21 protein-coding genes and 1 tRNA gene are annotated in these 21,659 nt (G+C 43.1%); 18 read left to right on the forward strand and 4 right to left on the reverse strand.

The window, feature by feature from the left end; translation table 11 throughout:
- Positions 1-424: ABC transporter ATP-binding protein (locus LRM41_RS00005; protein WP_243818943.1), on the reverse strand; the 424-nt coding region annotated here is incomplete at its 3' end.
- A 78-nt stretch (positions 425-502) separates the two neighbouring features.
- Here LRM41_RS00005 and LRM41_RS00010 point away from each other — a divergent pair.
- The 10 genes from LRM41_RS00010 (at position 503) to LRM41_RS00055 (ending at position 9,525) form a co-directional block, all read left to right on the forward strand.
- Positions 503-592: transfer RNA gene (locus LRM41_RS00010), tRNA-Ser, on the forward strand.
- A 267-nt stretch (positions 593-859) separates the two neighbouring features.
- Positions 860-3,262, forward strand: coding sequence for a ribonucleoside-diphosphate reductase subunit alpha (locus LRM41_RS00015; RefSeq protein WP_243818944.1), 2,403 nt, complete (start codon positions 860-862; stop codon positions 3,260-3,262).
- A gap of 13 nt (positions 3,263-3,275) precedes the next feature.
- Complete coding sequence (locus LRM41_RS00020) at positions 3,276-4,253, forward strand: ribonucleotide-diphosphate reductase subunit beta (RefSeq protein ID WP_039327939.1); 978 nt, start codon at positions 3,276-3,278, stop codon at positions 4,251-4,253.
- Between the two features lie 14 nt (positions 4,254-4,267).
- A complete protein-coding gene (locus LRM41_RS00025; RefSeq protein WP_243818945.1) occupies positions 4,268-4,663 on the forward strand; it encodes a pyridoxamine 5'-phosphate oxidase family protein in 396 nt (131 codons plus the stop codon).
- 57 nt (positions 4,664-4,720) lie between these two features.
- Positions 4,721-4,894, forward strand: a complete 174-nt coding sequence (locus LRM41_RS00030) for a hypothetical protein (RefSeq protein WP_165000010.1) — start codon at positions 4,721-4,723, stop codon at positions 4,892-4,894.
- A gap of 62 nt (positions 4,895-4,956) precedes the next feature.
- Entirely contained in the window at positions 4,957-5,916 is a 960-nt protein-coding gene (locus LRM41_RS00035; protein ID WP_243818946.1) for a hypothetical protein, read from the forward strand.
- A gap of 86 nt (positions 5,917-6,002) precedes the next feature.
- Positions 6,003-6,161 (forward strand): hypothetical protein, encoded by a 159-nt coding sequence (locus LRM41_RS00040; RefSeq protein ID WP_164999857.1) that lies wholly within the window; start codon positions 6,003-6,005, stop codon positions 6,159-6,161.
- Positions 6,162-6,206: 45 nt separating this feature from the next.
- Positions 6,207-7,838: an arginine--tRNA ligase gene (argS, locus tag LRM41_RS00045; RefSeq protein WP_243818947.1), complete on the forward strand. Its 1,632-nt coding sequence runs from the start codon at positions 6,207-6,209 to the stop codon at positions 7,836-7,838.
- 31 nt (positions 7,839-7,869) lie between these two features.
- Complete coding sequence (locus LRM41_RS00050; RefSeq protein ID WP_243818948.1) at positions 7,870-9,048, forward strand: hypothetical protein; 1,179 nt, start codon at positions 7,870-7,872, stop codon at positions 9,046-9,048.
- Positions 9,049-9,075: 27 nt separating this feature from the next.
- Positions 9,076-9,525, forward strand: a complete 450-nt coding sequence (locus LRM41_RS00055) for an MscL family protein (RefSeq protein WP_243818949.1) — start codon at positions 9,076-9,078, stop codon at positions 9,523-9,525.
- Positions 9,526-9,529: 4 nt separating this feature from the next.
- Here the strand turns inward: LRM41_RS00055 and pyrH are convergent, their stop codons facing one another.
- Positions 9,530-10,234, reverse strand: a complete 705-nt coding sequence (gene pyrH, locus LRM41_RS00060; protein WP_243818950.1) for a UMP kinase — start codon at positions 10,232-10,234, stop codon at positions 9,530-9,532.
- Positions 10,235-10,428: 194 nt separating this feature from the next.
- Between pyrH and LRM41_RS00065 the strand changes: the two genes are divergently transcribed.
- The 3 genes from LRM41_RS00065 to LRM41_RS00075 are packed head-to-tail and all read left to right on the forward strand — an operon-like array spanning position 10,429 to position 13,872.
- The gene (locus LRM41_RS00065) at positions 10,429-12,975 is read left to right on the forward strand and encodes a helicase-related protein (RefSeq protein ID WP_243818951.1); all 2,547 of its coding nucleotides are present in this window, start codon (positions 10,429-10,431) and stop codon (positions 12,973-12,975) included.
- Between the two features lie 19 nt (positions 12,976-12,994).
- The gene (gene orn / locus LRM41_RS00070; protein WP_243818952.1) at positions 12,995-13,537 is read left to right on the forward strand and encodes an oligoribonuclease; all 543 of its coding nucleotides are present in this window, start codon (positions 12,995-12,997) and stop codon (positions 13,535-13,537) included.
- Positions 13,534-13,872 (forward strand): MmcQ/YjbR family DNA-binding protein, encoded by a 339-nt coding sequence (locus LRM41_RS00075; protein ID WP_129635327.1) that lies wholly within the window; start codon positions 13,534-13,536, stop codon positions 13,870-13,872. The genes orn and LRM41_RS00075 overlap by 4 nt, the downstream gene beginning before the upstream one ends.
- Here the strand turns inward: LRM41_RS00075 and LRM41_RS00080 are convergent.
- On the reverse strand, positions 13,869-14,480 hold the full coding sequence (locus tag LRM41_RS00080; RefSeq protein WP_243818953.1) for a hypothetical protein: 612 nt from the start codon (positions 14,478-14,480) through the stop codon (positions 13,869-13,871). The genes LRM41_RS00075 and LRM41_RS00080 overlap by 4 nt on opposite strands.
- Positions 14,481-14,533: 53 nt before the next feature.
- Here LRM41_RS00080 and dnaG point away from each other — a divergent pair, with 53 nt between their 5' ends.
- Positions 14,534-16,267 carry a DNA primase gene (dnaG, locus tag LRM41_RS00085; RefSeq protein ID WP_243818954.1) on the forward strand — a complete coding sequence of 578 codons (1,734 nt, stop codon included), beginning with the start codon at positions 14,534-14,536 and terminating at the stop codon, positions 16,265-16,267.
- A complete protein-coding gene (gene rpoD, locus LRM41_RS00090) occupies positions 16,264-17,226 on the forward strand; it encodes an RNA polymerase sigma factor RpoD (RefSeq protein WP_129636639.1) in 963 nt (320 codons plus the stop codon). The genes dnaG and rpoD overlap by 4 nt, the downstream gene beginning before the upstream one ends.
- Here the strand turns inward: rpoD and LRM41_RS00095 are convergent, their stop codons facing one another.
- Positions 17,227-17,814, reverse strand: a complete 588-nt coding sequence (locus LRM41_RS00095) for an AAA family ATPase (protein ID WP_129744938.1) — start codon at positions 17,812-17,814, stop codon at positions 17,227-17,229.
- 62 nt (positions 17,815-17,876) lie between these two features.
- Here LRM41_RS00095 and LRM41_RS00100 point away from each other — a divergent pair, with 62 nt between their 5' ends.
- From LRM41_RS00100 to LRM41_RS00110, 3 genes are read left to right on the forward strand one after another with little or no spacing between them, the layout of a single operon-like run.
- Positions 17,877-18,428 carry a hypothetical protein gene (locus LRM41_RS00100; protein ID WP_243818955.1) on the forward strand — a complete coding sequence of 184 codons (552 nt, stop codon included), beginning with the start codon at positions 17,877-17,879 and terminating at the stop codon, positions 18,426-18,428.
- 16 nt (positions 18,429-18,444) lie between these two features.
- Positions 18,445-20,982, forward strand: coding sequence for a DNA polymerase I (gene polA / locus LRM41_RS00105; protein ID WP_243818956.1), 2,538 nt, complete (start codon positions 18,445-18,447; stop codon positions 20,980-20,982).
- A 21-nt stretch (positions 20,983-21,003) separates the two neighbouring features.
- Positions 21,004-21,651 carry a hypothetical protein gene (locus LRM41_RS00110; protein ID WP_243818957.1) on the forward strand — a complete coding sequence of 216 codons (648 nt, stop codon included), beginning with the start codon at positions 21,004-21,006 and terminating at the stop codon, positions 21,649-21,651.
- The last annotated feature ends 8 nt before the right edge of the window (positions 21,652-21,659 follow it).

A 21,659-nucleotide genomic window follows, 5' to 3' on the forward strand; every position in this document is an offset into this window, starting at 1 on the left:
CACGCTGTCCCAGATGAAAAGTTTTCAGAATGCGGCTAGCTTCTTGGAGTCGTTTGACTTTCCCGAGTCCTTTATACGTTAACGGCAGCGCCACGTTTTCAATTACAGTCAGGCGAGGAATAAGATTGAAATTCTGGAAAACGAAACCGATGTGTTTGGAGCGAATTTTGGCGCGTCGTCGTGAGCTGAGATTGTCGACAGCGACGTCGTCCAGATAATACTCACCTTCTGACGGCTGGTCTAATAGTCCAAGGGTGTTTAATAAAGTAGTTTTTCCGCAACCGCTGGGGCCCATAATAGCAATAAATTCACCCTTTTTAACGGTTAAATCGACGTTATCTAAGGCACGAATCTCAGCATCACCAAAGCCAAATTTTTTGGTGACATTAACAAGCCTAATGCGTGGTGGAATAGTTTCTTTCATCTTTGACTTATTATAGAGAATGAATGTTATTAAGTGCAACCATAAGGGACAATAAAGTTGTGGTATAATTATCAACAAGGAAGGGTGCAGGAGTGGTTGAACTGGCACGCCTGGAACGCGTGTAACGGAGCAATCTGTTCGAGGGTTCGAATCCCTCTCCTTCCGCCAAGAGAACAATAAACCGACAGAACTTAGAGCTTGTCGGTATTTTTTTGTTAAAAAGTCGTAGACAGGGGTGGCTTATCTGGTCACGAAATAAATAGGTTGTAATTTTTACTAAATAGCTTGCAAAACACTAGATATAGCGGCTATAGTTATTATTGTACGCTATATATATAGCGAGCCCATAAATAAACAAAAACACAAGCTACGAAGATAAGCCACCAGATGAGGTGCTGGTGGTTTGTTTTTAAGAGGGGAAATTAAGGAGGGTATGTGAAAGAAATTAACGTAGTCAAACGCGACGGAACGAAAGAGCCGTTTGATGCAAATAAAATTAACACGGCTATTTTAAAGGCGTGCGAAGGTTTGCCGGACCAAATTTCTAAGGTCGTTCAAGTTGCGACTGAATTGCAATTGACATTATTTGATGGAATTACGACCGAACAACTAGACGAGGCTGTCATTCAAACAGTTTTGCAAAACGTTAAGGACGACCCAGACTATGATAAAATCGCGGCACGATTGCTACTGAAAACTGTCTATAAGCAGATTTTGGGCGATTATGAAACGGCGGAAGAATTGAAAAAGCTTCATGCGCGCGAATTTCCGAAGTTCGTTAAGGCGGCGGTAAAAGAAGGTTTGCTAGATAAGCGCATGGCTGACGGTCGATTTGACTTGAAAAAGCTGGCGGCGGAACTTGATCCAGCGCGTGATGATTTGAGTAAATACTTGGGTGTGGTGACCAATAAAAATCGCTATGCTCTTCGCAAGCAAAACGGCTCACCAATTGAAACACCTCAGTTTACACATATGCGAATTGCTATGGGGCTTAGTTATAACGAAGCTGACCCAACGACTGCAGCAATTGAGTTTTATAATCACATGAGTAATTTGGAATACGTTCCGGGTGGCTCAACGCGAGTTAATGCTGGCGGCTCTTTCCCGCAGCTCAGTAACTGTTTCTTGCTTAATGTCGATGATGATATGGAGTCGATTGCTAAGGCTGTTCGCGACACAATGTGGATTGCTAAAGGCACGGGCGGAATTGGCATTGGTTTTACAAAGCTACGCGCAGCTGGCAGTCCAGTTAAAACCACCAACACTGAATCGACTGGACCGATTCCATTTATGAAGATGATTGATACGGCGCTTTTTGCGGTTTCTCGTAAGGGTAAAAAGGCTGGTGCGGCCGCAATTTACATGGAAAACTGGCACCTGAATTTTGATCAATTTGTTGATCTTCGCCAAAACTCTGGCGACCCATATCTAAGAACCAGATTTGCGAATACCGCGGTATTTATCTCTGACGAATTTATGAAGCGAGTAGAAAAAGATCAAGATTGGTATTTGTTTGATCCAGCAGAAACTCCAGATTTGACGGAATTATATGGTGAGGCGTTTTCGGCGCGATATAAAGAATATATCAAGATGGCGGAAGCTGGGAAGTTGCGTACGTTTGATAAAGTTCCAGCTCGTCAGCAATTTAAGCGCATTTTGACTAGCTTGCAAGCAACTTCACATCCGTGGCTGACTTGGAAAGACACAATTAACGTGCGAGCATTGAATAACAATACGGGTACGATTCACCTCAGTAACTTGTGTACGGAAATTACATTACCGCAGGATAAAAACAACATTGCGACGTGTAACTTGGTGAGCATTAATTTGTCGGTATTTCTCAGTGAGGATAAAACTTGGGATTGGGATAGATTGAAAGAGGCGGCTCGTGCGGCGGTGCGACAATTGGACAATTTGTGCGACATCACTCAAACGCCAATTCCAGAAGCGATGCATTCGAATCAGCAAACTCGAGCGATTGGCCTGGGAATTATGGGTCTTTCTGACGTTTTGGAAAAATTGGGTTATTGCTACGAGTCAAAAGAATCTTACGATTTGGTTGATCAATTGACAGAGTTCATTAGCTATCACGCCATTGATCAATCGGCTGATTTGGCAAAGGAATTGGGTAGTTATCCAACATTCGCGGGTAGCGGCTGGAGCAAGGGCCTTCTTCCGATTGATACGGTTGATAAATTGTCGAAAGATCGCGGCGTGAAGGTGAAAATAGACCAAAAGACGCGACTGGACTGGGACAGTTTGCGAAAGAAGGTGAAGAAGGGAATGCGAAATGCGACTCTTATGGCAATTGCGCCGACGGCTAATATTGGGCATGTGGCGGGAACGACTCCTGGAATTGATCCGCAATTCGCACAGATTTTCAGTCGCTCTACTTTGAATGGTAAGTTTTTGGAAGTGAACCATAATTTAGTTCGAGATTTGAAGAAACTTGGATTGTGGGACAATTTGAAAGATGAGATTTTTGCAGCTCAAGGCGATATTCAAGATATTGACGGCATTCCGCAAAACATCAAGGATGTTTATAAGACAAGCTTCCAGCTCAGTCCGTACGCGTTTATTGAGGTGGCAGCCAGGGCTCAGAAGTGGGTCGATCAAGCGATTTCTCGAAATATGTACCTGGAGACGCGTGATATTGACGAATATGTGAAGATTTATTCGGAAGCGTGGAAGCGTGGATTAAAGACGACATATTATCTGCACGTTAAGCCGCGTCATCAGTCGGAGCAAACGACGGTTTCAGTTGATAAAATTGCAGAACAAAAAGTCCGCACAAATAGCAAAGTGCGCGGATTTGGATTTGCGAAAATTAATAAATAAGGAGGAAATTAAGATGGGAATTTTAGGTTCAGGATTACGCGATGGATTGTCGCTTCACCCAATTCGTTACCCTTGGGCGTATGATCTTTATAATCAAGCAGTGGCTAACACGTGGTTTCCAAACGAAGTTCAATTAGTGCAGGATTTGGCAGATTTTGAAAAATTGTCAGACGATGAAAAACACGCATTGAAAACGGTTATTAGCTATTTGAACCCAAACGAGTTATTGATTAATAAATCGTTGGCGTTCGGTATTTATCCATACGTGAACGCGGCGGAAGCTCAATTGTATCTGTCAAAACAGATGTGGGAAGAAGCAAACCATTTTATGACGTTTGAATACATTATTGAGACATTTCCGTTTGATCGTGAGGAAATTTATGCTGCGGGATTTGGTAAAAAGTCATTAGCCGACAAGGCTGACTTCCAGAATAAGCATTTGGATGTGATGCTTGATCCGAATTTGGATATTTATTCGCTGGAAGGTAAGAAAGATTTTGTTCGTTCATTGGTAGCATATAACATTGTGCTGGAGGGAATTTGGTTCTATTCAGGCTTTATGGTTGGCATGAGCTTCCGTCAGCGTAATTTGTTGCGCAATGTTGGCTCACTGCTGGACTGGATTACTCGCGATGAAAATCTTCATTTGACGTTTGGTATCAATTTGCTTTTGACAATTTTGGATGAAAATCCGGAACTGCAGACTCAAGAATTTGCCGAGGAAATCCGTGGCTTGATTTTACAAGCAGTGGAACTTGAGAAGGCTTACAATAAGGATATGTTGCCAAAGGGAATTTTGGGATTGAATGCTGATTATGTGAACCAATACGTTATGCATATGACGGATCGTCGTTTGCAAGAATTAGGTTTTGAACCTGAATATAACGTGCCAAATCCAGCTAAATGGATGGCAGCCGCCAACGATACTCTGGAATTGGTGAATTTCTTTGAAAGCACAAACACTAGTTACGAAGTTAATACCACGAAGTAATGGGAGTTGATGATATGAACGAATTAGCGAAAGAAATATTAGATACAGTCGAAGTTGGTGCGTTGGCGACGGTGAATACTGATAGGACACCTCTGGTAACGCCGCTGCACTTTGCGCGTTTTGGTAATTCTATAATTTGGATATCAGAGCCGACTGCGCGTCATTCAGAAAATGCGTTCCGAAACGGTAAGGCGGAATTTGTGGTTTGGGACGACAAAAAGCGAGCAGTTTTCTTAAAAACTAACGTGATTGAACTTCCAGAATCTGAGAAAGAGGCGGCAATGGCGGCTTATAAAGAGAAGTTGGCTGATTTTATGCCGCGTTGCCAAAATCCGCAAATATACGTTGCGCCAATTGGTGAACTTGATGAAAAAACTACAACGGGCAATTGGCTGCATTTTATTGCATAAGCACTATATCTAGCGTAAAATTAGTTAAGTAACTACTAAATATAGGGGAAAATGAAAATGAATGCGAATCAAATTATTACTGACGACATGACTTTGGAAGAAAAATTGAGTGCCATTGACGCAGCTCTTAAAGCGGCGCAAGAAGCGGCTGATGATCAAGCAAAGTCGAACGGCACTGTTGCGGCACCAGTTGACCCAGCAAGTTTGACTATTTGTGACGGTTGCGAATAGAGTTTCGAGCAGCGTTTTACTATTGACAGAATAGCCAATTATGTTGTATAATTAAGAGTATCATGAAAACAATTGAGACTTTTTCAGGATCTGAGGCTATGAAAGAAATTGAGCCACAGAGAGAGGGTTTTTCTCTGTCGGTTGCGCTTGGTTCTCTTAAGAAATGGGTGTGTGGTAGACGAGAAAAGCACGGCAAACCTTTTGGACTAACTAACAATTCGGCGGTAGAAAAACTTGAGGCAGCTGGAGAAGAGTTGGAACTGCCAGAAACAGACGTTCGACTTTCCTCTGGACTTAAGCTGTTGATGGGCTTAATGCATGGCAAAAAGGAAGTTGAAATAATTGGCGAAGATATCTTAATTGAAGCCGCCAAAAAGGCCAAAGAAGAAGGCAAAGGAAGTGTTATAGCGCCAACACATTTCAATGGAGAAGATGTTCCTACGGCTAGTTATTTGGCGTCTTTGTTGAACAAAATTAATATTGGCGTAGCGTCGACTAATAGAGATTGGATTAAGAAGGGCGTTGGCGGAATCAACCTAGAGGCTATACAGTATCTTGCGTTTGGCGCTAAAAACTTTTTTGGTGTGCCATATGAATGGGTAGATAAAAAGAGTAAAAAACCGGTTCACTTTTCAATAGACCATTACGAAGAAGCGGTTAAATTTGTTGAGGATGGTGGATCTTTGGTTTTGGCTGGATATTCAGCAGACGACTCAGTAGGCTCAAAGCCTCGCAGTGAAATGGGCTTTGCGGCGATTCATACGACATTGAAATCTGGTGCAGACTTGGTATTCGTTTATGTGTCGTCAGAAGATAAAAAGCTTACTATTAGAATCATGGAAGATGAGGATGGTATGCTTGCGGCGTTTAGCAATTCATACAGAAAAGCATTAGAAATGGAAGGTTCTGATGCTTCTGAGCGCCTATTGTTATCATGCAAAGAGTACTTAAAAGACAGCGAAATAGGTAGGGTTATAGCAGAAGAATATAAATGGCGATCAGACAAAAATAAAGCCAAGTAAGTGGTCGCAAGGCTCTAGTTATTGACAAATCAAAAATAATGTGATATCATTTTACTGTATAAAAAATTAAAACAAAAAGGAATAAAATGGCTGAAGAAAAAGATATTCACGGACTTACCGAAGGCGTATTGAGTCGAGATGATATGTCGGCGTTGACATATGTATTGCAACACGTGAAAGGCTCTAGCCCAAGTTCGGCGACGAAATTAAGTCTGGAACTGGAAGAGCTTGACGAAACTGCGTAGGGATTTAGCTAGATAATAATCCACCTCTGTTGTATACTGGACAGTATGGAACAGATTATTTCTCAAGTAGTGAAGCAACTTTTTGATCAAGATGTATCGTTACAATTGACGCGTCCTGATCCGAAATTTGGTGACTTTGCTACAAATGTGGCGTTGCAATTGGCTAAGCCGCTAGGGAAGAATCCGCGTGAAATTGCGGAGATGATTGCTGAAAATCTGCGCAAGGAAGAGGAGTTTAGCGAAGTAAGCGTGGCTGGTCCAGGTTTTATCAATGTAAAACTGAGCGATCAATCCGTTCTAAATTCTTTGAAAAAAGAGCCAACGACGAAACGCGCCGGTCAGACGGTTGTGATTGAAACCAATTGTCCGAATCCATTTAAGGCTATGCACATCGGACACGCTTTGAACGCGATTTTGGCGGACACGATGGCTAATTTGTTGGCGGTTGATGGCGCAATTGTGCATCGAGTGAGTTATCACGGCGATGTCGGAACGCATGTTGGTAAAAGTATGTGGGCGATTTTGCGTGAGATTGACGGCGATGTAAATAAATTGAACGAAATCCCAGCTGATAAGCGAAATGAATTTATGAGTCGCATGTACGTTGAAGGTGCGCGTGCGGCGAAAGAATCTCCAGAGGCGAAAGCAGAAATTGATGAACTAGCTAAGCAATCATTCGTCCTGGATGATCCGCTATATAAACAAGTTTACGAAATCTGTAAAAGTTGGAGTTTTGACGAAATTGACTCTAATGTTGGGCGACTTGGAAACGTGCCGATTGAGCGACGTTACGTTGAGAGCGAAACTGAAGAATTGGGCAAATCTCTGATTAAAGAGAAAACTCCAGAGGTGTTTACCAAATCTGACGGTGCGTATGTTTTTAAGGGTAGCAAATACGGCGCGTTCGATAACGTGTTTATTGGATCTCATGGCAATGGTCTTTATGGGGCGCATGATATGGGATTGATTCAGTTGAAGTATAAGGATTATCCGAATTTGGACTTATCGATTACAGTAAACGGCGAGGAGCAAGCAGCATACTTCCGTGGCGTGATTGCGGCTAGTGAATTGTCGATTCCGGCTTTGAAAGGAAAATTGTTTAATTACGCAACTGGCTTGGTCAAATTGACAACTGGGAAAATGAGTTCGCGAACGGGTGAGGTTGTTACAATTGGCTGGCTGTTTGATGAGTTTAAGAAAGCAATTGAACAAGCTGGTGGCGAGCCGACTGATGACGTGATTGCTGGCGCACTCCGTTATCAATTCTTGAAAGTGAAGATCGGCGGCGACGTCATATTTGATATTAATGACGCGGTAAGTTTGACTGGTAATACGGGAAGCTACTTGCAGTATGCGCATGCCCGGGCACGAGGTATTTTAGCTAAATCCGATAAAGAGATTGCCTTTCCGACAGAGTTGTTTGACGAAGATAAGATGCTGGTCAGAAAATTGAGTGAGTACGTGGACGTGGTTGACCGCGCTAAGGAAAGTTTGGAGCCTCATCACATCTGTACGTATTTGTTTGAATTGGCGCAAGAATTTAATCGATATTACGAGAAAAATCAGGTTATTGGCAGTGACAAAGAGGCGCATCGTGTAGGAATCGTGGCAATTTACGCCGATATTCTTAAGGCTGGACTGGCTATTTTGGGAATCGTGGCGCCAGATCGCTTGTAAAATATACTATATTAGTATATAATATAAATTCGTGAATGAACGACCGAGTAAACAATTAGACGAGCAACCATATACATCATTTTATGATCGATATTTATCTACTCAGCTATTAACTCCGAGAAGTGATATAGCAGAGAAAAGAGGCGTTAAGCGAGAACTCTTGTTAGAGTCAGAGAAGCTTTGTGACATAAAAAATGTGTACGAAAAGTCAGATAAGACGTTTGATGATATAGCGGAAGCGGCTAAATCTGTTGCAGAGCTTGTTCGTGAAACGCTTAATTTTAGATCAACGGGTAATTTTTCAAGTCCGCTTGAAGCGGTAAATATCGCCAAAGACGAAGCTGCTAATTGTTATGGGCATACAATTGTTGCGTCAGAATGTTTAGAAAAATTAGGAATTGAACATTTTATTAGTTACGCAAATCAGCATACGTTCATCACACTATTTGATCGTAGTAGTGATAGGTCGTTTATAATAGATGTTTTAACAGAGGAGTTGCGCTGTGAGATGACTGACGCCATTGGCTTTGATGGAATAGATCCAGTTGAGCAGTTGTATTATGGTGAACTCAGGGCTAATAGTACTTTATATACAGATTTATTATTACAGAAATTGCCTTCATCTGTTAATAGAAGTAATTTTGTAGCTCGACGGGAATGGTTGATGTTCTCAGATGGTATGAAATATCGAGATGGCTACGGAAGAAATGCACGACTACAGATGCTTACTCTGCCGTCCATTCCAGGTAGATTATTATTGCTAGATGAATATAATGCTCGAATTGATCAATTGAATGGGCGATATAAAGAGGCTGCAGATAAAATAGTAGACTTGTCTGGTATATATTTGGATATTGACCCTCGGAATGATTTGAAAGAGGCGGATAAATTATGTAGAGGATTAATAGAACAAGGCAGTGGGGATTTAGCCATTCAAGTAGCGTCCGTGGTAAATGATAGTTTGTTGTCGGGAGATTCTTCAAAGAACAGACTGTTTCTTCCTGATGTTATGCGTAAGGTAGCTAAACATGATAGAGATATTAACTTATTAAATGAGGCGATTAGGTTGTACAAGGAAATTATCAATAGTAAACCTAAGTATGATAGCTTGGCTGTGGGGAAGTTAAGGACTGCTGAAAAGTTGCTGAGGTCTATTAAGACTACTGGTGAAATTGCGTGCGATGCCACGTGTGGTAAAATTAGTGAATAAATATCTAATAAAAGGAGTTTTATAGCTATGAAATCTTCAGAATCAACTAAAGGTTCAAAAGTGTCAGCTAAGAAATTAGCTTCTAAGAGCGTAAAAGCTGCTGCGAAAGTTGTCGCTATTAAGGAAAAGAAAATTGTAGGCACGGCTATAAAAGACACTCATATGGCTGGATTTGTTAATTTTATTCGCGAACAGGGTGTTGTCGGTATGGCGGTTGGTTTGGCAATCGGTACCGCAGCTGGTGATACTGTGAAAAAATTGGTAACAGCATTTATTGATCCGCTAGTACAGCTGGTTGTCGGTTCTCAGCAAGGGTTGCAATCAGCCTCATTTACAGTTGAAGTTGCTGGACGTAAAGGTGAGTTTTTATACGGCGCATTTGTTAGCTCGTTAATCACGTTGATAGCCGTTGCATTTGTTGTATATGCAATCATTCACTTCTTGAAACTCGATAAATTAGATAAGAAAAAGGATTAAAACCTTAACTAATAAGCGTGCCTACTGATTCTCCGCGGGTTGCGCGGAGAATATTTCCGTCTGTAAGCAAATCACAAATTACAACTGGAATGTGCTCGTCCATAGCTAACCCAATTGCCGCCTTATCCATAACGGCAATGTTAGGATTTGTTAGGGCTTCCTGGTAAGATAAATGATCAATTTTTACGGCGTCAGGGAATTTCATAGGATCTTTATCATAAACTCCGTCGACTTTCGTTGTTTTAACCACGGCGTCACACTGCATTTCCAGTGCTAAGTTTAACGCCGCAGTGTCAGTAGTCAGAAACGGTCTGCCAGTGCCGCAAGCCACAATAACGATGCGGTTTTTCTTAATATGGCTAATTGCGCGTCGGAAAGTATAGTGATCGATAAATTGATTGACTTCAACCGTAGATAATGCGCGAGTTGGCAGTCCTGCGTCATTTAATACGTCAGCTAGAGCAATTGCATTCATTAGCGTAGAAAGCATGCCGATATTATGTGCGGAAACAGGTTGAATTCCGTGACCGATGATTTGATTACCGCGAACGTAATTGCCACCGCCAACCATAATAACAATTTCAGCCCCGTCGTCCAGCGCTGGTCGAATTTGTTCAGCAATCCAGCGGGCGCGTTTTGGATCAAAGCCGCTGGCGAAATCGCCCTGAAGTTGTTCGCCGGAGAGTTTGAGGAGAATACGTTTGGTCATGACACCAGTGTATCATAGCGCGCTTGAAAATAACATAAATGCAAAAGGGAAGCGGCAGTGTAATACAAATTGCGATTTGCTATACAAATATTCGTTTTTTAAGTTAGACAAACTAGACAAGAAAAAGCTAAGACGCTTACGTTTGCTATTTTACTTTCTCCTGTCTACAATGTGAGTATAAAGGAGAGAGTAGTGTGAAAGATGGAGTTCGGCGGCCGGGCTATTTACGTAGATCGCAAGAATCTAGCAGTAGCCATTTATTGAGTCGAAATATTGAAAGACTCAGTCAACCGTCGTATAGTTATGGTGAACCGCCCGAACAGAGGCGACAGCGTTTAAAAGAATTGCGGGAACGGTACAGTAAACTACCGGAAACTCCTTTTGCTGACTATGATCTTGGTGACAAAAAACTACCTGCATATAAGCACAAAGCAGAGATATTAGACACATTATCGAAAAGTAAAATATCCTGGCTGTGCGGACCGACGGGTAGTGGTAAAACGACGCAAACCGCTCAGTATGCACTGGAGCGGTTTGATCATGTCGTGGTGTTGATGCCGCGGCGGGTTATCGTCGATAACGTTACTGAATATGTCGAGAAGAGTTTGCGTGAACAGCTTGGCGAACAATATCCTAATCACTTGGTGGGTAAGATTCACGGACGTGCCACTGAAGCGACGCCGGACACTAGACTCTGTTTCATGACTCCAGCAACGTTTACGAAAAAGCTGGAACAATTTTCTGGCGACTGGCAGGACGAAAAGACGCTTATCCTGGTTGATGAAATACATGAAGCCAATTTGGAGATGGAATTTGCTACCGCTCTGGCGGCAAAATCGATAGAGAATACCGGCAAATGGCATATGGCTTTTTCTAGTGCCACGCCTGATACAGAAGTTTCTCAGGCGATGTACGAAGATATTAATGGGTCAGAACTACCAGTCGTAACCATTAAGGGTCGGCCGCATGATATTGATATTGAAGAAGATAAGGTGAATACCGTATCTGAAGCCTACCTTGAATATGGTAAGGACTCGAAAAAATCACTAATCTTTGTTGAAGGTGTGAGGAGTATTGATGAGACCATTGCGTCAATCAAACGTCATACTCGCCATCAATCCGGGAAAATACGATTTTTCAAACTACATTCTGGCATATCAGAAGCTGCGCGCCGAGAGATTTTTACCGCCAAACCAGCAGAAGATGAGTCGTTTGTCATCGTTTCGACCTCGGCTGGACAGTCTGGTATTACCATCCCCGAGGTTGATTTGGTGCTGTCAAATGGACTGACGAAGAGTAAAGAAATTGGTGAAGAGGGCACGGAGGGGTTGCCACCTCGATTGTGTACTCAAGCAGAGCTGATGCAGCAGGCGGGGCGGGGCGGTCGTGATATTGATGGCGCTAAGTTTGTATTGGCTCGTCCGATATCTTACGATAAGATTTATTTGCCAGATGAGCTGAAAGGATTTTATGATATTGCGTCCCGCGAACAGCATATTCCACCGGAGATATATCACACGAATATTGTGCGCAACGTTTTGTCGGCTATCCATCTGAATGGTGATTTTGAGGATCTGAACCGATACCTGATGCATCCTGTTGCTAGTAAAAAAGTTATTCAAGAGTCGTACGATTTGCTGGAAACCCTGGAAGCAATTGATGGAGAGGGGCAGATCACAAAAATTGGTGAGTTTATGGATAGTTTACCATTGTCGCCAGAACTTTCTCGGTCATTAGCAGAAATGATTAAGAATGGGGGAAGCTTACGTGAAGTGTTGGCATTATCGGCCATGGCAGCCTCCGTCTCGGGTGGTGGCTTTGCCGCCTGGCATCAACCAAAGGAATTGTTCCAGGAATTTGTCAGCCCCGATACAACAGATGACTTTTTTGCCGAATACGATGCTTTTTTGAAAACCAGAGAGATTTATGACGGCTGTCGTACTGACAATGACGTCTACCTGACTAATGGTATTGATCCCAATAAGGCGGATAATATTCACTATCAATTTAGTAAAATATGTCGGCGCCTGTCGGTTAATCCAAACGATATCGACATGGGTGAACTAAACAGCGAGGAAAAACACAATATATCGGTGGCTTTGGTGCGCGGGTTTCAGGAATTATTGTATGCCAAAACTGGTAGTCGGCGCATTGGACGAACAACGGTTAATCAATACAAGAATGTTCATACTGGCGAACGTGGTATTTCTGAGTATGAAATTAGTTCGCACAGCTTAGTGCGACGTATGGGCTCGGAGGCGTTGACGTTAGTGCTGGCTTTACCGTGGTGGTATGATGCGCATGATGGTCGTCGATACACACTCAACACAATTTTACCAGTAACCAAGAATCAAGTTGCTCAAGCCTTGAGTAGCAGCGCTGTGTCTGAATCCCTTGGTGATAGAGTTGCTCCTAATGGTGACTTGGTTCGTGTGACGCGGCCGAAAGTCGGCTCGCTGATACTCGGTCCAAAGCGGCAGCAAAAAATCCCCGCCATAACAGATGAGCAAATCGCGCTGATAGTGGACGCAATGAAAAACAAGGCTAATAAACAAGTAAGAGTATTGTTTGATTTACAACATCAGCGAGTTATCACCAAGGGCCAATTGCATCAGGTCCTAGACGGGTCTGCGGTAAATAGTCACAATGTCCATGAGGCGGAGGCTAAGGTTTGGGCTGAAGTGCAGAATGTGTTAACGAGCGAGCAGCAAGAAGCTTTTTATGGTCAGATAAACAGATAACGAGTGTATAATAGATAGTATGAGTAAGGCGAAAAAGATTTTATGGGTGGATTTGGAGATGACTGGATTGGATCCAGTGCGTGATGAGATTTTGGAAGTGGCGGCAATTGTGACTGATTGGGATTTTAAGGAAATTGCGACGTATGAAGGAATTGTGCGCCACGATTCGGAAAAGTTGGCTAAGTTGTTGGACCGAAATGCTGGTTTTTGGAATGAGCATCCGGAAGCGCGACGCGGGCTGGAGGAGCAGAATGAATCGGGCAAACCTTTGGCGGAAATAGAACGCGAATTGTTAGCGTTTTGTGATGAGCATTTTGCGGGTGAAACGAAGATTCTGTTAGCAGGTAATTCAATTCATCAAGATAGGCGATTTATTGATCAATGGTGGCCAGTGCTATCAAAAAGGCTGCATTATCGAATGCTTGATGTGAGCGCGTGGAAGGTGGTGTTTGAGGGTAAATACGGTAAGAAATTCGCCAAGCCAGAAGATCATCGAGCACTGGAAGACATCCGCGGCAGCATTATGGAACTTGAATATTATTTGAAAAAGGTAAAGGTATGACACATAAACAATTTGAAGAATTTATCCTAAGCTTGCCGGGCGTATGGCTGGATTATCCATTTGGCGAGGATGTCGCGGTATATAAATTTGGTCGAGATAATGATGGCGCAGGGAAAATGGTAGCATTGGTGACGGAAGGCTCAAAGCCTCTCAGAGTAAGCCTAAAATGTGATCCGTTGTTGGCGCAGAATTTACGAGAAAAATACGAAACAGTTTTGCCAGGTTATCATTTGAATAAAAAGCACTGGAATACAATTATTTGTTCAGGTCAATTGACTGACGAAGAGGTTTTTGATTTGGCGAGGCTGAGCTATCGATTAGTCTCGGAAGCCTAATCTGCTTTAATGATTTGATTGATCTGCTTCTGGATATTCTCTAAATCGCCAGCAGTTTTTACTAGCCATTCGCGCATCTTTTTTGACTTGGTGGATTTGTACACCTTTTTCATCATGTTGATTGTATCTGTTATTTGCACATTCATCTCATGGGCATAGGTAATATCCAATTGCGTGTTCAAAAGAGCTTCGTCCAATTTTTTCTCTAATTTTTCTGACGGATCTAGAGCGAGGATGTCCTTCTGTTTTTCCTTATAATTGATGCCGGTCGCTTGAAGCGCTTCGCTCATTGAGGCATCCGCAGTGGTTAGCACTGCAACCAGAGAACTATTGGTGGTCTGTAGACTGGTTGAGCGGAACTTATTATTGTATTTTTTGGAAATGGTGAGTAATTTATTAACGCGTGATGCAACTTGTGACGGACTAGCGCTTGGCATAGAATCTTGTGAAAAAACGAATATCGCAATTAGGGTTATCAAGCCGATAAAGCTCAAAATAGCGATGATGATTTTGGTTTTTTTATCAAAACCTTCCGCTGGCGGAGGTGTGGCAATTTGATTCAGATAATCGATACCTTGAGGTTGGTTGTTCAAATTGTCAGGATACATATTTCTATTTAACCACAAACAATAACAGAGGTAAAGAGTGATATAATAAAAATATGAATGATGCCAAAGAAGAAGTGCGGGCGCGATTGAACATCGAGGATGTGATTGGTGAGTATGTTCAGTTGAAGCGAGCTGGGCGCAATTTGAAGGGTTTAAGTCCGTTTACCGACGAGCGAACTCCAAGCTTTATGGTTAGCCCAGAAAAGCAGATTTGGCACGATTTTTCTTCTGGAAAAGGTGGCGATATTTTTACGTTTGTGATGATGGTGGAAGGAATGGATTTTCGTCAATCACTGGAGCATTTGGCTCGGAAGGCAGGCGTTGATCTGACTTTGTTTTCTAACGGCGACGGACGAACAGCCAAGCGTCGCGCCAGAGCCAGAGAAGCGCTTAAATTAGCAGCCAATTTTTATCAGCAGAATTTGGTAAAAAATTCATTAGCTCTGGATTATGTGGTTAAAAAACGGCGATTAAATCGTCAGACGATTGGTGATTTTTTGATTGGCTATGCGCCGGAGAATGGCGACACATTGACGAAAGCGTTGGAAAAAAGAGGATTTTCTAGGCAGGAATTGGCGGACGCTGGCTTGTCGAATCGGTTTGGCGGTGATTTATTTCGTGGGCGAATGATGGTGGCGCTGAGTGACGGCAATGGCGAAGTTGTGGGATTTACGGGCAGAATTATTCGTGACGATCCGCGCGCGCCAAAATACTTGAACACGCCGCAAACGCTGTTATTCGATAAATCGCGACATATTTTTGGTTTGCATCAAGCCAAGGAAGCGATTCGAAAAAGCGATATAGCGGTTATTGTTGAGGGTAATTTGGATGTAATTAGCAGTCATCAAGCGGGCGTCAAAAACGTGGTTGCGACCTCTGGAACGGCGATGACGACGCAACATTTGAAGTCGCTTAGTCGATTGGCAGGGCGGATTCGCTTGGCGTTTGATGGCGATCGAGCGGGAGTTAACGCAACGGAACGGGCAATCAATTTGGCGCAGGAAGTCGGCGTGGAGTTGGAAGTGGTGAGCTTGCCTGATGGCGTCAAAGATCCAGACGAATTGATCCAAAAAGATCCAGCGCTTTGGCAAGCGGCGATTGACCAATCTCAGCCAGCGGTGGATTGGGTGATTGCTAGATACGCGGAAATGGAGAATTTGAAGTCGGCGGAAGGCAAGCGAAGATTTTCGACCATTGCGCTGAGGATTGTCCGAGGCTTGAAAGATCCGGTAGAACAAGAGCATTATTTGTCGGTAATTTCTGAAAAAACTGGCGCGTCAATTACCGCGCTGAAGGCAAAATTGTCGAATGAAAAAGTTGCTGAACATCAATTGAAAAAGGCGAAAATTGAGAAAGAAAAACCGACTCCAGTTCAGGATGAAACTGAGGATATGCTGGCGGGGCTGGCGGCGAGTGAAAAATCCGTGCGGCGTTGGTTGGCGGCGGTTTCTGGAGAAATGCTGGATGATGACAACGCGCGGCAGCTAATTGGCTATTTGCGGAAGAATCCAGACGCGGATTTGGGTGAAGTTCCGCTGGACTTGCAAAAAATCGAACAGTATGTGAAAATAGTACAGTTGAAAAGTGAAAGTCGTTACGCCAATTGGGAGCAAAAAAGCTTGGACGAAGAGATGGCTCGGCTAGTCAGACAGATAACAATCAAACATCGCGAAAACAAAAAGAATCAACTATTAACGCAGCTTAGAGAGGCCGAGGCGTCGGGTGATGAGGTTTTGTCTCAGAATTTACGCCAGAGCTTAAATAATCTGATTAAGGAGAAAATGTGAGCGACGATATCACGACGAAGCCAGTAAACTTAAATGAAGATGATGATTTTGATCCAACGCTTATAGATGAAGAAGAATCGGAAGATTTGGATTCGTTAACAACTGGGCAATATTTGGATGATGTGTCAGACGACTCTGTTCGTTTGTATCTGAGGGAAATTGGTAAAATTCCACTACTTAGTTCTGAAGAAGAAATGGACTTGGCGCGCCGAATTGTTGAAGGCGATAAAAAGGCTAAGGATAAGATGGCTGAGGCGAATATGCGTTTGGTGGTGTCAATTGCTAAGCGTTATTCTGGTCGTGGTTTGGACTTTTTGGATTTGATTCAAGAGGGAAATACTGGACTTTTGCGTGCGGTTGAGAAGTTTGATCCAGATAAGGGATTTAAGTTTTCGACTTATGCAACTTGGTGGATTCGTCAGGCAATTACGCGTGCGATTGCTGATCAAGCACGAACGATTCGTATTCCAGTTCACATGGTGGAAACGATCAATAAATTGTTGCGTACTCAGCGACGAATGACGCAGGAATTGAACCGTGAGCCGACAATTGAAGAATTGTCTAAAGAGTTGGATATGGAGCCAGAGAAAATCGAATACGTCATTAAGATCAAGCAAGACATTTCTTCTTTGGATGCCGGTGTTGGTCGTGACGGTGAAGATGACGATTCAGTTTTGCAAGATTTTATCGTTGACGAAGATACGGTTTCACCAGAAGATTCTGCCTCAAATCAATTGCTAAAAGAGCAAGTTCAGGAAATTCTATCAAGTTTGAGCGATCGCGAGCAGAAAATTGTTCGAATGCGTTTTGGTTTGGACAATGGGAAAAATCACACTTTGGAAGAAGTTGGTCAGGAATTTGCGGTTACGCGTGAGCGAATCCGCCAGATTGAAGCTAAGGCGCTAGCAAAACTTCGCAAGCACAAAGACGCGAAAAAACTTTACGAATATCTGGACTAATTAGCACTGTTCGGGCGATTTACAAAAATGGGCGTCGTGAGTTGCGGCGTCTATTTTTTGATGTAATTGCTCGAGGCTGCCGTCGTTAATGATGAAATAATCAGCAATAGCAATTGGTCCACCTTTTTCCAAATTCTCGATTTCTGACCAGTCGCGCTGATCGACTTCGTGTGGTTGCATTGGGCGCTCTATGCGCTTAGCCATTCGTTGATAACGGAGGTATTTCGGTGTAACAATAGCAATAACGACAACTTGTCCAGGAAATTCGTGCTTAAGGAATTTATATTCGCTCCAAGTGTATAATCCATCCAAAACGATTTTATTTTGCCCGGCGTTTATTAAATCGTGGATGTTTTTTATGACGCGTTTGATTACGAAATCTTTGCCTTCACGGCGACGAATTTCTTCGCGAAACTGTTGTTGATTGTCCCAAGTTTTTTCAATTCCAGCCTCGTCCATGGCTTTATAAATAACGCCACCGAAGTAAATTTTTGGAAATCCTTTTTCTGTCAAATATTCGACAGCTGAGCTTTTGCCGCTGCCCGCCAATCCAACCAGGGCGATAATTTTTGCGTATGGTTGTGTCATGTACTAATTTTAACAATTTGTTGACATTCTTCCAAATAGAGAGTATCTTTAAGCTACACACTATGGAAACACTTCATGAACATGTTGAAGAGTTACCTCAGAATTCTCCTTCTGACTTTGATACTGAGGGTCAAGAAAATCTAACAGAAAATGAACATATAGCCGCTCAGATTGAGAAATTGGAGTCGAAATTTGATCGTAATCCAGATGGTAGCGATAGATGGGGGAGATTCGTTGATAGTCCAGTTCGGGATCAGTATGGGCAGATTTGGATGATTTGGGAAAATCCTGCCGCTTCATCATCTATTCCGAAAGATCGATATCAAATATATAAGATACTCAATGATGAAGATGAGTTTAGATATGCTTTCATAAAAGAGCTTGAGGTTGATCGCTACCCTGGGTACCATAAAACCTCTTATGAGTTTTTTGTTGGTCCTGATGACGGTAGAGATGAAACCATAACTGTGTTCTTTAACGACGATGGAGTGATTGAGTATGTCCATTGTTATAGCTATCTGGAGGAGCGCAAGAGGTTGTACGAGAAGTACGAAAGAGCGCAGAAGAAACTTGCTGAGGCGTCAATAATCAATTCTCTGACGATAGCCGCTTAAATGCTACAATAGAAGTATGAAGCGTCTAGTGGTTATTGATGGAAAGTCGGTGTTTTACCGAGGTTATTATGCCATGCCGGGACTGTCGATGGCTGACGGAACTCCGACTGGTGGTGTGTATGGATTTGTAAGTTTGGCAATTGAGTTAATTAAGAAATTGGAGCCGGATTACATGGCGGTAGCTTGGGATAAACGAGGCACAAATATTCGCAAGCGGCGAGAATTATATCCAGAGTATAAAGCTGGTCGCAAGCCAGCGCCAGATGACTTTTACCAGCAAATTCCGATTTTACACGAACTGCTCGACGCATTTGGTTGGCCGCTTTATGAAATTGATGATTACGAGGCGGACGATATTATGGGCGCGTTTGCCAGGCAGGCGGAATCTCGCGGAATTGAAACGTGCTTGATAACGTCGGATTTGGACGCATTGCAATTGATATCACCAATGACCAAAGTTTACGCCATGAAAAATGGTTTAAGGAATATCGAGGAATTTACGGCGGAACATTTTGAACAAAAATATGGAATTCGGACGGAGCAATTCTTAGATTTGAAGGCGCTAAAGGGCGATTCAAGTGACAATTTGCCGGGAGTGCCGGGAATTGGTGAGAAAACGGCGGTGAAATTATTGCAAGAATATGAAACGCTGGATGGAGTTTATGAACATCTGGACGAGCAAAAAGGCGCGTTGCGAACGAAGTTGGAAAATGGTCGCGAGTCGGCATATTTGACCAAGCAAGTGGCGGAAATTTGGACGGACGCGCCGATTGAGCTGGACTGGGATGTGGCGGATGTTAATGATTGCGACTTTGCGCGAGTAACGGAAATTCTGCAGAAGTTGGAGTTTAATTCGCTGATTGGACGGTTGCCGCGAACGATGCAAGTGGCGGAAAATGAGAAAAAAGAAGAACCGAAGTTGGATATTCCGCGAATTGAAAAATTGCCCGACATGCCGATGTTTGAGGCGGAAAACATAATATATATCGATTTGTCGGAGCCTGATGTAGTTTACATAAGCTCGAATCCTGAGTCAGCGTGGACGGCGAAAATTGATGAAATTAGTCAATCTATGTGGCAATTACTGGCACAGGGAATTGTGATCGCGGCGGATGTTAAGCAGTTGTATCACGCGTTGGATAGTTATGGCGTGGCGGTGCGTTTTCATGAGGTTTGGGATGTTGAGCAGGCGGCGTTTTTGATTGATCCGCTGAAGCGCGACCGTAGTTTGAATGCGCTGTCTGGTGATTTTTCTGATGACAATTCCGCGCCTTATCAATTGGCTCGCTTGCATAAAATTTATCGTGAACAAAAAGTTTACATGTCGAACAATTCGCAAATTGCGCGTGTGGCTTACGAGTTTGATTTTCCGGTAATTTGGGCGCTATTCCAGATGGAAAAACGCGGGATGAAGTTGGACGATACGCTATTAAAACAGATGGGCGATGAGCTGGCGGCGGAAGTTAGCGAGCTTGAACAACAAATGTATTCCATGGCTGGATACGAGTTTAATGCGTCTAGTCCAGCGCAACTTTCTGAGGTTTTGTTTACCAAATTGCAATTACCAACCGCGGGCATAAAAAAGGGAAAAACTGGATATTCAACAGGTCAGAAAGAGCTGGATAAATTACGCGGACAACATCCGATTATCGAGTTGATTGAGCGATATCGAGAATTGACCAAATTGATCAGCACGTACATTGAGGCGTTACCAAAATTGATGGCGACTGATGGGCGAATTCACACTACATTCAATCAGGACGTAACCAGCACGGGGCGACTGAGCAGTACAAATCCGAATTTACAGAATATTCCGGTGCGGACTGAACTGGGTAGGAAAATTCGCCAGGCGTTTGTTCCGAGTGATGGCAAGGTTTTTGTCGGCGCGGATTATTCGCAATTTGAATTGAGGCTGGCGGCTGTGTTGGCTGGCGATGAGAAGTTGATTGAAGACTTTAATAGCGATGTTGATATTCACGCAAAAACGGCGGCGGAAACATACGGAATATCAATTGATGAAGTAAGCAAATCTCAGCGTCGAGCAGCGAAAGTGATCAATTTTGGTGTACTTTACGGAATGAGTCCGCACGGTTTGGCGGCGGCTACAGGAATGTCATTTACAGAGGCGAAAAAGTTTATTGATCATTATTTTGAGGTGCGAAAGCCGATTCGTCAGTACTTGGATAAAATTCTGACTCAAGCGCGGGAACAGGGATTTGTTGAAACGTATTTCGGCAGGCGACGACCAACGCCTGATGTAAAATCGAGCAATTTTATGGTGCGATCTTCGGCGGAAAGAGCTGCGATAAATATGCCAATTCAAGGCACAGAAGCGGATTTGATGAAAATGGCGATGATTCGTCTGGAGGATAAATTGTCGGGCTTGGCTGATGCGATTTTACAGGTTCATGATTCGATTTTGGTGGAATGCAAACCTGAAGACGTCCAGAAAGTCAGCGAGATTATGAAAGCGGAAATGGAAGGCGTTTGTCCAGAATTGCCGATTAAGTTGAAAGTAGATGTCGGTACGGGCGCAAATTGGGGTGAAGTATAGAAAATATGGTATAATTATGCCATGAAATACACTCAACGACGAAATTCATTTTCTCGATTTGTACCAATTTTGCTGGTTATTGTTATCACGGTCGTGGCGGTAGCAGCGGTTATTGCGATTGGTCGAGCATTATTTGGTAAAAATGATTCAGGTCAAACAACAGATCAGAATGTTAACGTAGGGCAAGTTGCTTTGTTGTCGACGGACGTGGGAAGTGCGGTTCGATTGACGGTGCGTGGGCCGATTGTAGCGAATGAGAATTTCCGCTCATACAGCATCACTATTTCGCCAGAATCTCGCGAAATGACGACGTACGAGGGATATTTAGACAAGCCAATTGCGCAGAAAAAATTGGACAATAACAGCAAGGCTTATACGGAGCTGGTTTATGCGCTTGATAAGCGAAAAATGATGGACGGCACGCCGCTAACCGAGCAACAAAACGATTTGCGGGGAATTTGTGCTAGCGGTAAAATTTACAAATTCGAAACTTTGAAGGATAATTCCGTTGTGAAGAGTTTGTGGACGTCGGATTGTAGCGGCTCTAAGGGCTCGGCGCAAGCTAATGTAAACGAGATTTTGGATATGTTTTTGAAGCAAATTCCTGACGGCAAGAAAATGGCGGCTGGAATTGGCTTAAGTCAAGAAGAAGCTTTGTTTAAGCTGTAGGACTTGCC

The organism is Candidatus Nanosynbacter sp. TM7-087, assembly GCF_022828365.1.
In the GTDB taxonomy this organism is placed as follows: Bacteria; Patescibacteriota; Saccharimonadia; order Saccharimonadales; family Saccharimonadaceae; genus Nanosynbacter.

What these genes read in the sequence shown, in the direction of transcription:
- LRM41_RS00040 (WP_164999857.1), top strand. Translation starts at nt 6,003, where the DNA reads ATGGCTGAAGAAAAAGATATTCACGGACTTACCGAAGGCGTATTGAGT.
- polA (WP_243818956.1), top strand. Translation starts at nt 18,445, where the DNA reads ATGAAGCGTCTAGTGGTTATTGATGGAAAGTCGGTGTTTTACCGAGGT.
- LRM41_RS00075 (WP_129635327.1), top strand. Translation starts at nt 13,534, where the DNA reads ATGACACATAAACAATTTGAAGAATTTATCCTAAGCTTGCCGGGCGTA.
- LRM41_RS00095 (WP_129744938.1), bottom strand. Translation starts at nt 17,814, where the DNA reads ATGACACAACCATACGCAAAAATTATCGCCCTGGTTGGATTGGCGGGC.
- LRM41_RS00020 (WP_039327939.1), top strand. Translation starts at nt 3,276, where the DNA reads ATGGGAATTTTAGGTTCAGGATTACGCGATGGATTGTCGCTTCACCCA.
- LRM41_RS00030 (WP_165000010.1), top strand. Translation starts at nt 4,721, where the DNA reads ATGAATGCGAATCAAATTATTACTGACGACATGACTTTGGAAGAAAAA.
- pyrH (WP_243818950.1), bottom strand. Translation starts at nt 10,234, where the DNA reads ATGACCAAACGTATTCTCCTCAAACTCTCCGGCGAACAACTTCAGGGC.
- LRM41_RS00080 (WP_243818953.1), bottom strand. Translation starts at nt 14,480, where the DNA reads ATGTATCCTGACAATTTGAACAACCAACCTCAAGGTATCGATTATCTG.
- LRM41_RS00100 (WP_243818955.1), top strand. Translation starts at nt 17,877, where the DNA reads ATGGAAACACTTCATGAACATGTTGAAGAGTTACCTCAGAATTCTCCT.
- orn (WP_243818952.1), top strand. Translation starts at nt 12,995, where the DNA reads ATGAGTAAGGCGAAAAAGATTTTATGGGTGGATTTGGAGATGACTGGA.
- argS (WP_243818947.1), top strand. Translation starts at nt 6,207, where the DNA reads ATGGAACAGATTATTTCTCAAGTAGTGAAGCAACTTTTTGATCAAGAT.
- LRM41_RS00025 (WP_243818945.1), top strand. Translation starts at nt 4,268, where the DNA reads ATGAACGAATTAGCGAAAGAAATATTAGATACAGTCGAAGTTGGTGCG.
- LRM41_RS00110 (WP_243818957.1), top strand. Translation starts at nt 21,004, where the DNA reads ATGAAATACACTCAACGACGAAATTCATTTTCTCGATTTGTACCAATT.
- LRM41_RS00055 (WP_243818949.1), top strand. Translation starts at nt 9,076, where the DNA reads ATGAAATCTTCAGAATCAACTAAAGGTTCAAAAGTGTCAGCTAAGAAA.
- dnaG (WP_243818954.1), top strand. Translation starts at nt 14,534, where the DNA reads ATGAATGATGCCAAAGAAGAAGTGCGGGCGCGATTGAACATCGAGGAT.
- LRM41_RS00035 (WP_243818946.1), top strand. Translation starts at nt 4,957, where the DNA reads ATGAAAACAATTGAGACTTTTTCAGGATCTGAGGCTATGAAAGAAATT.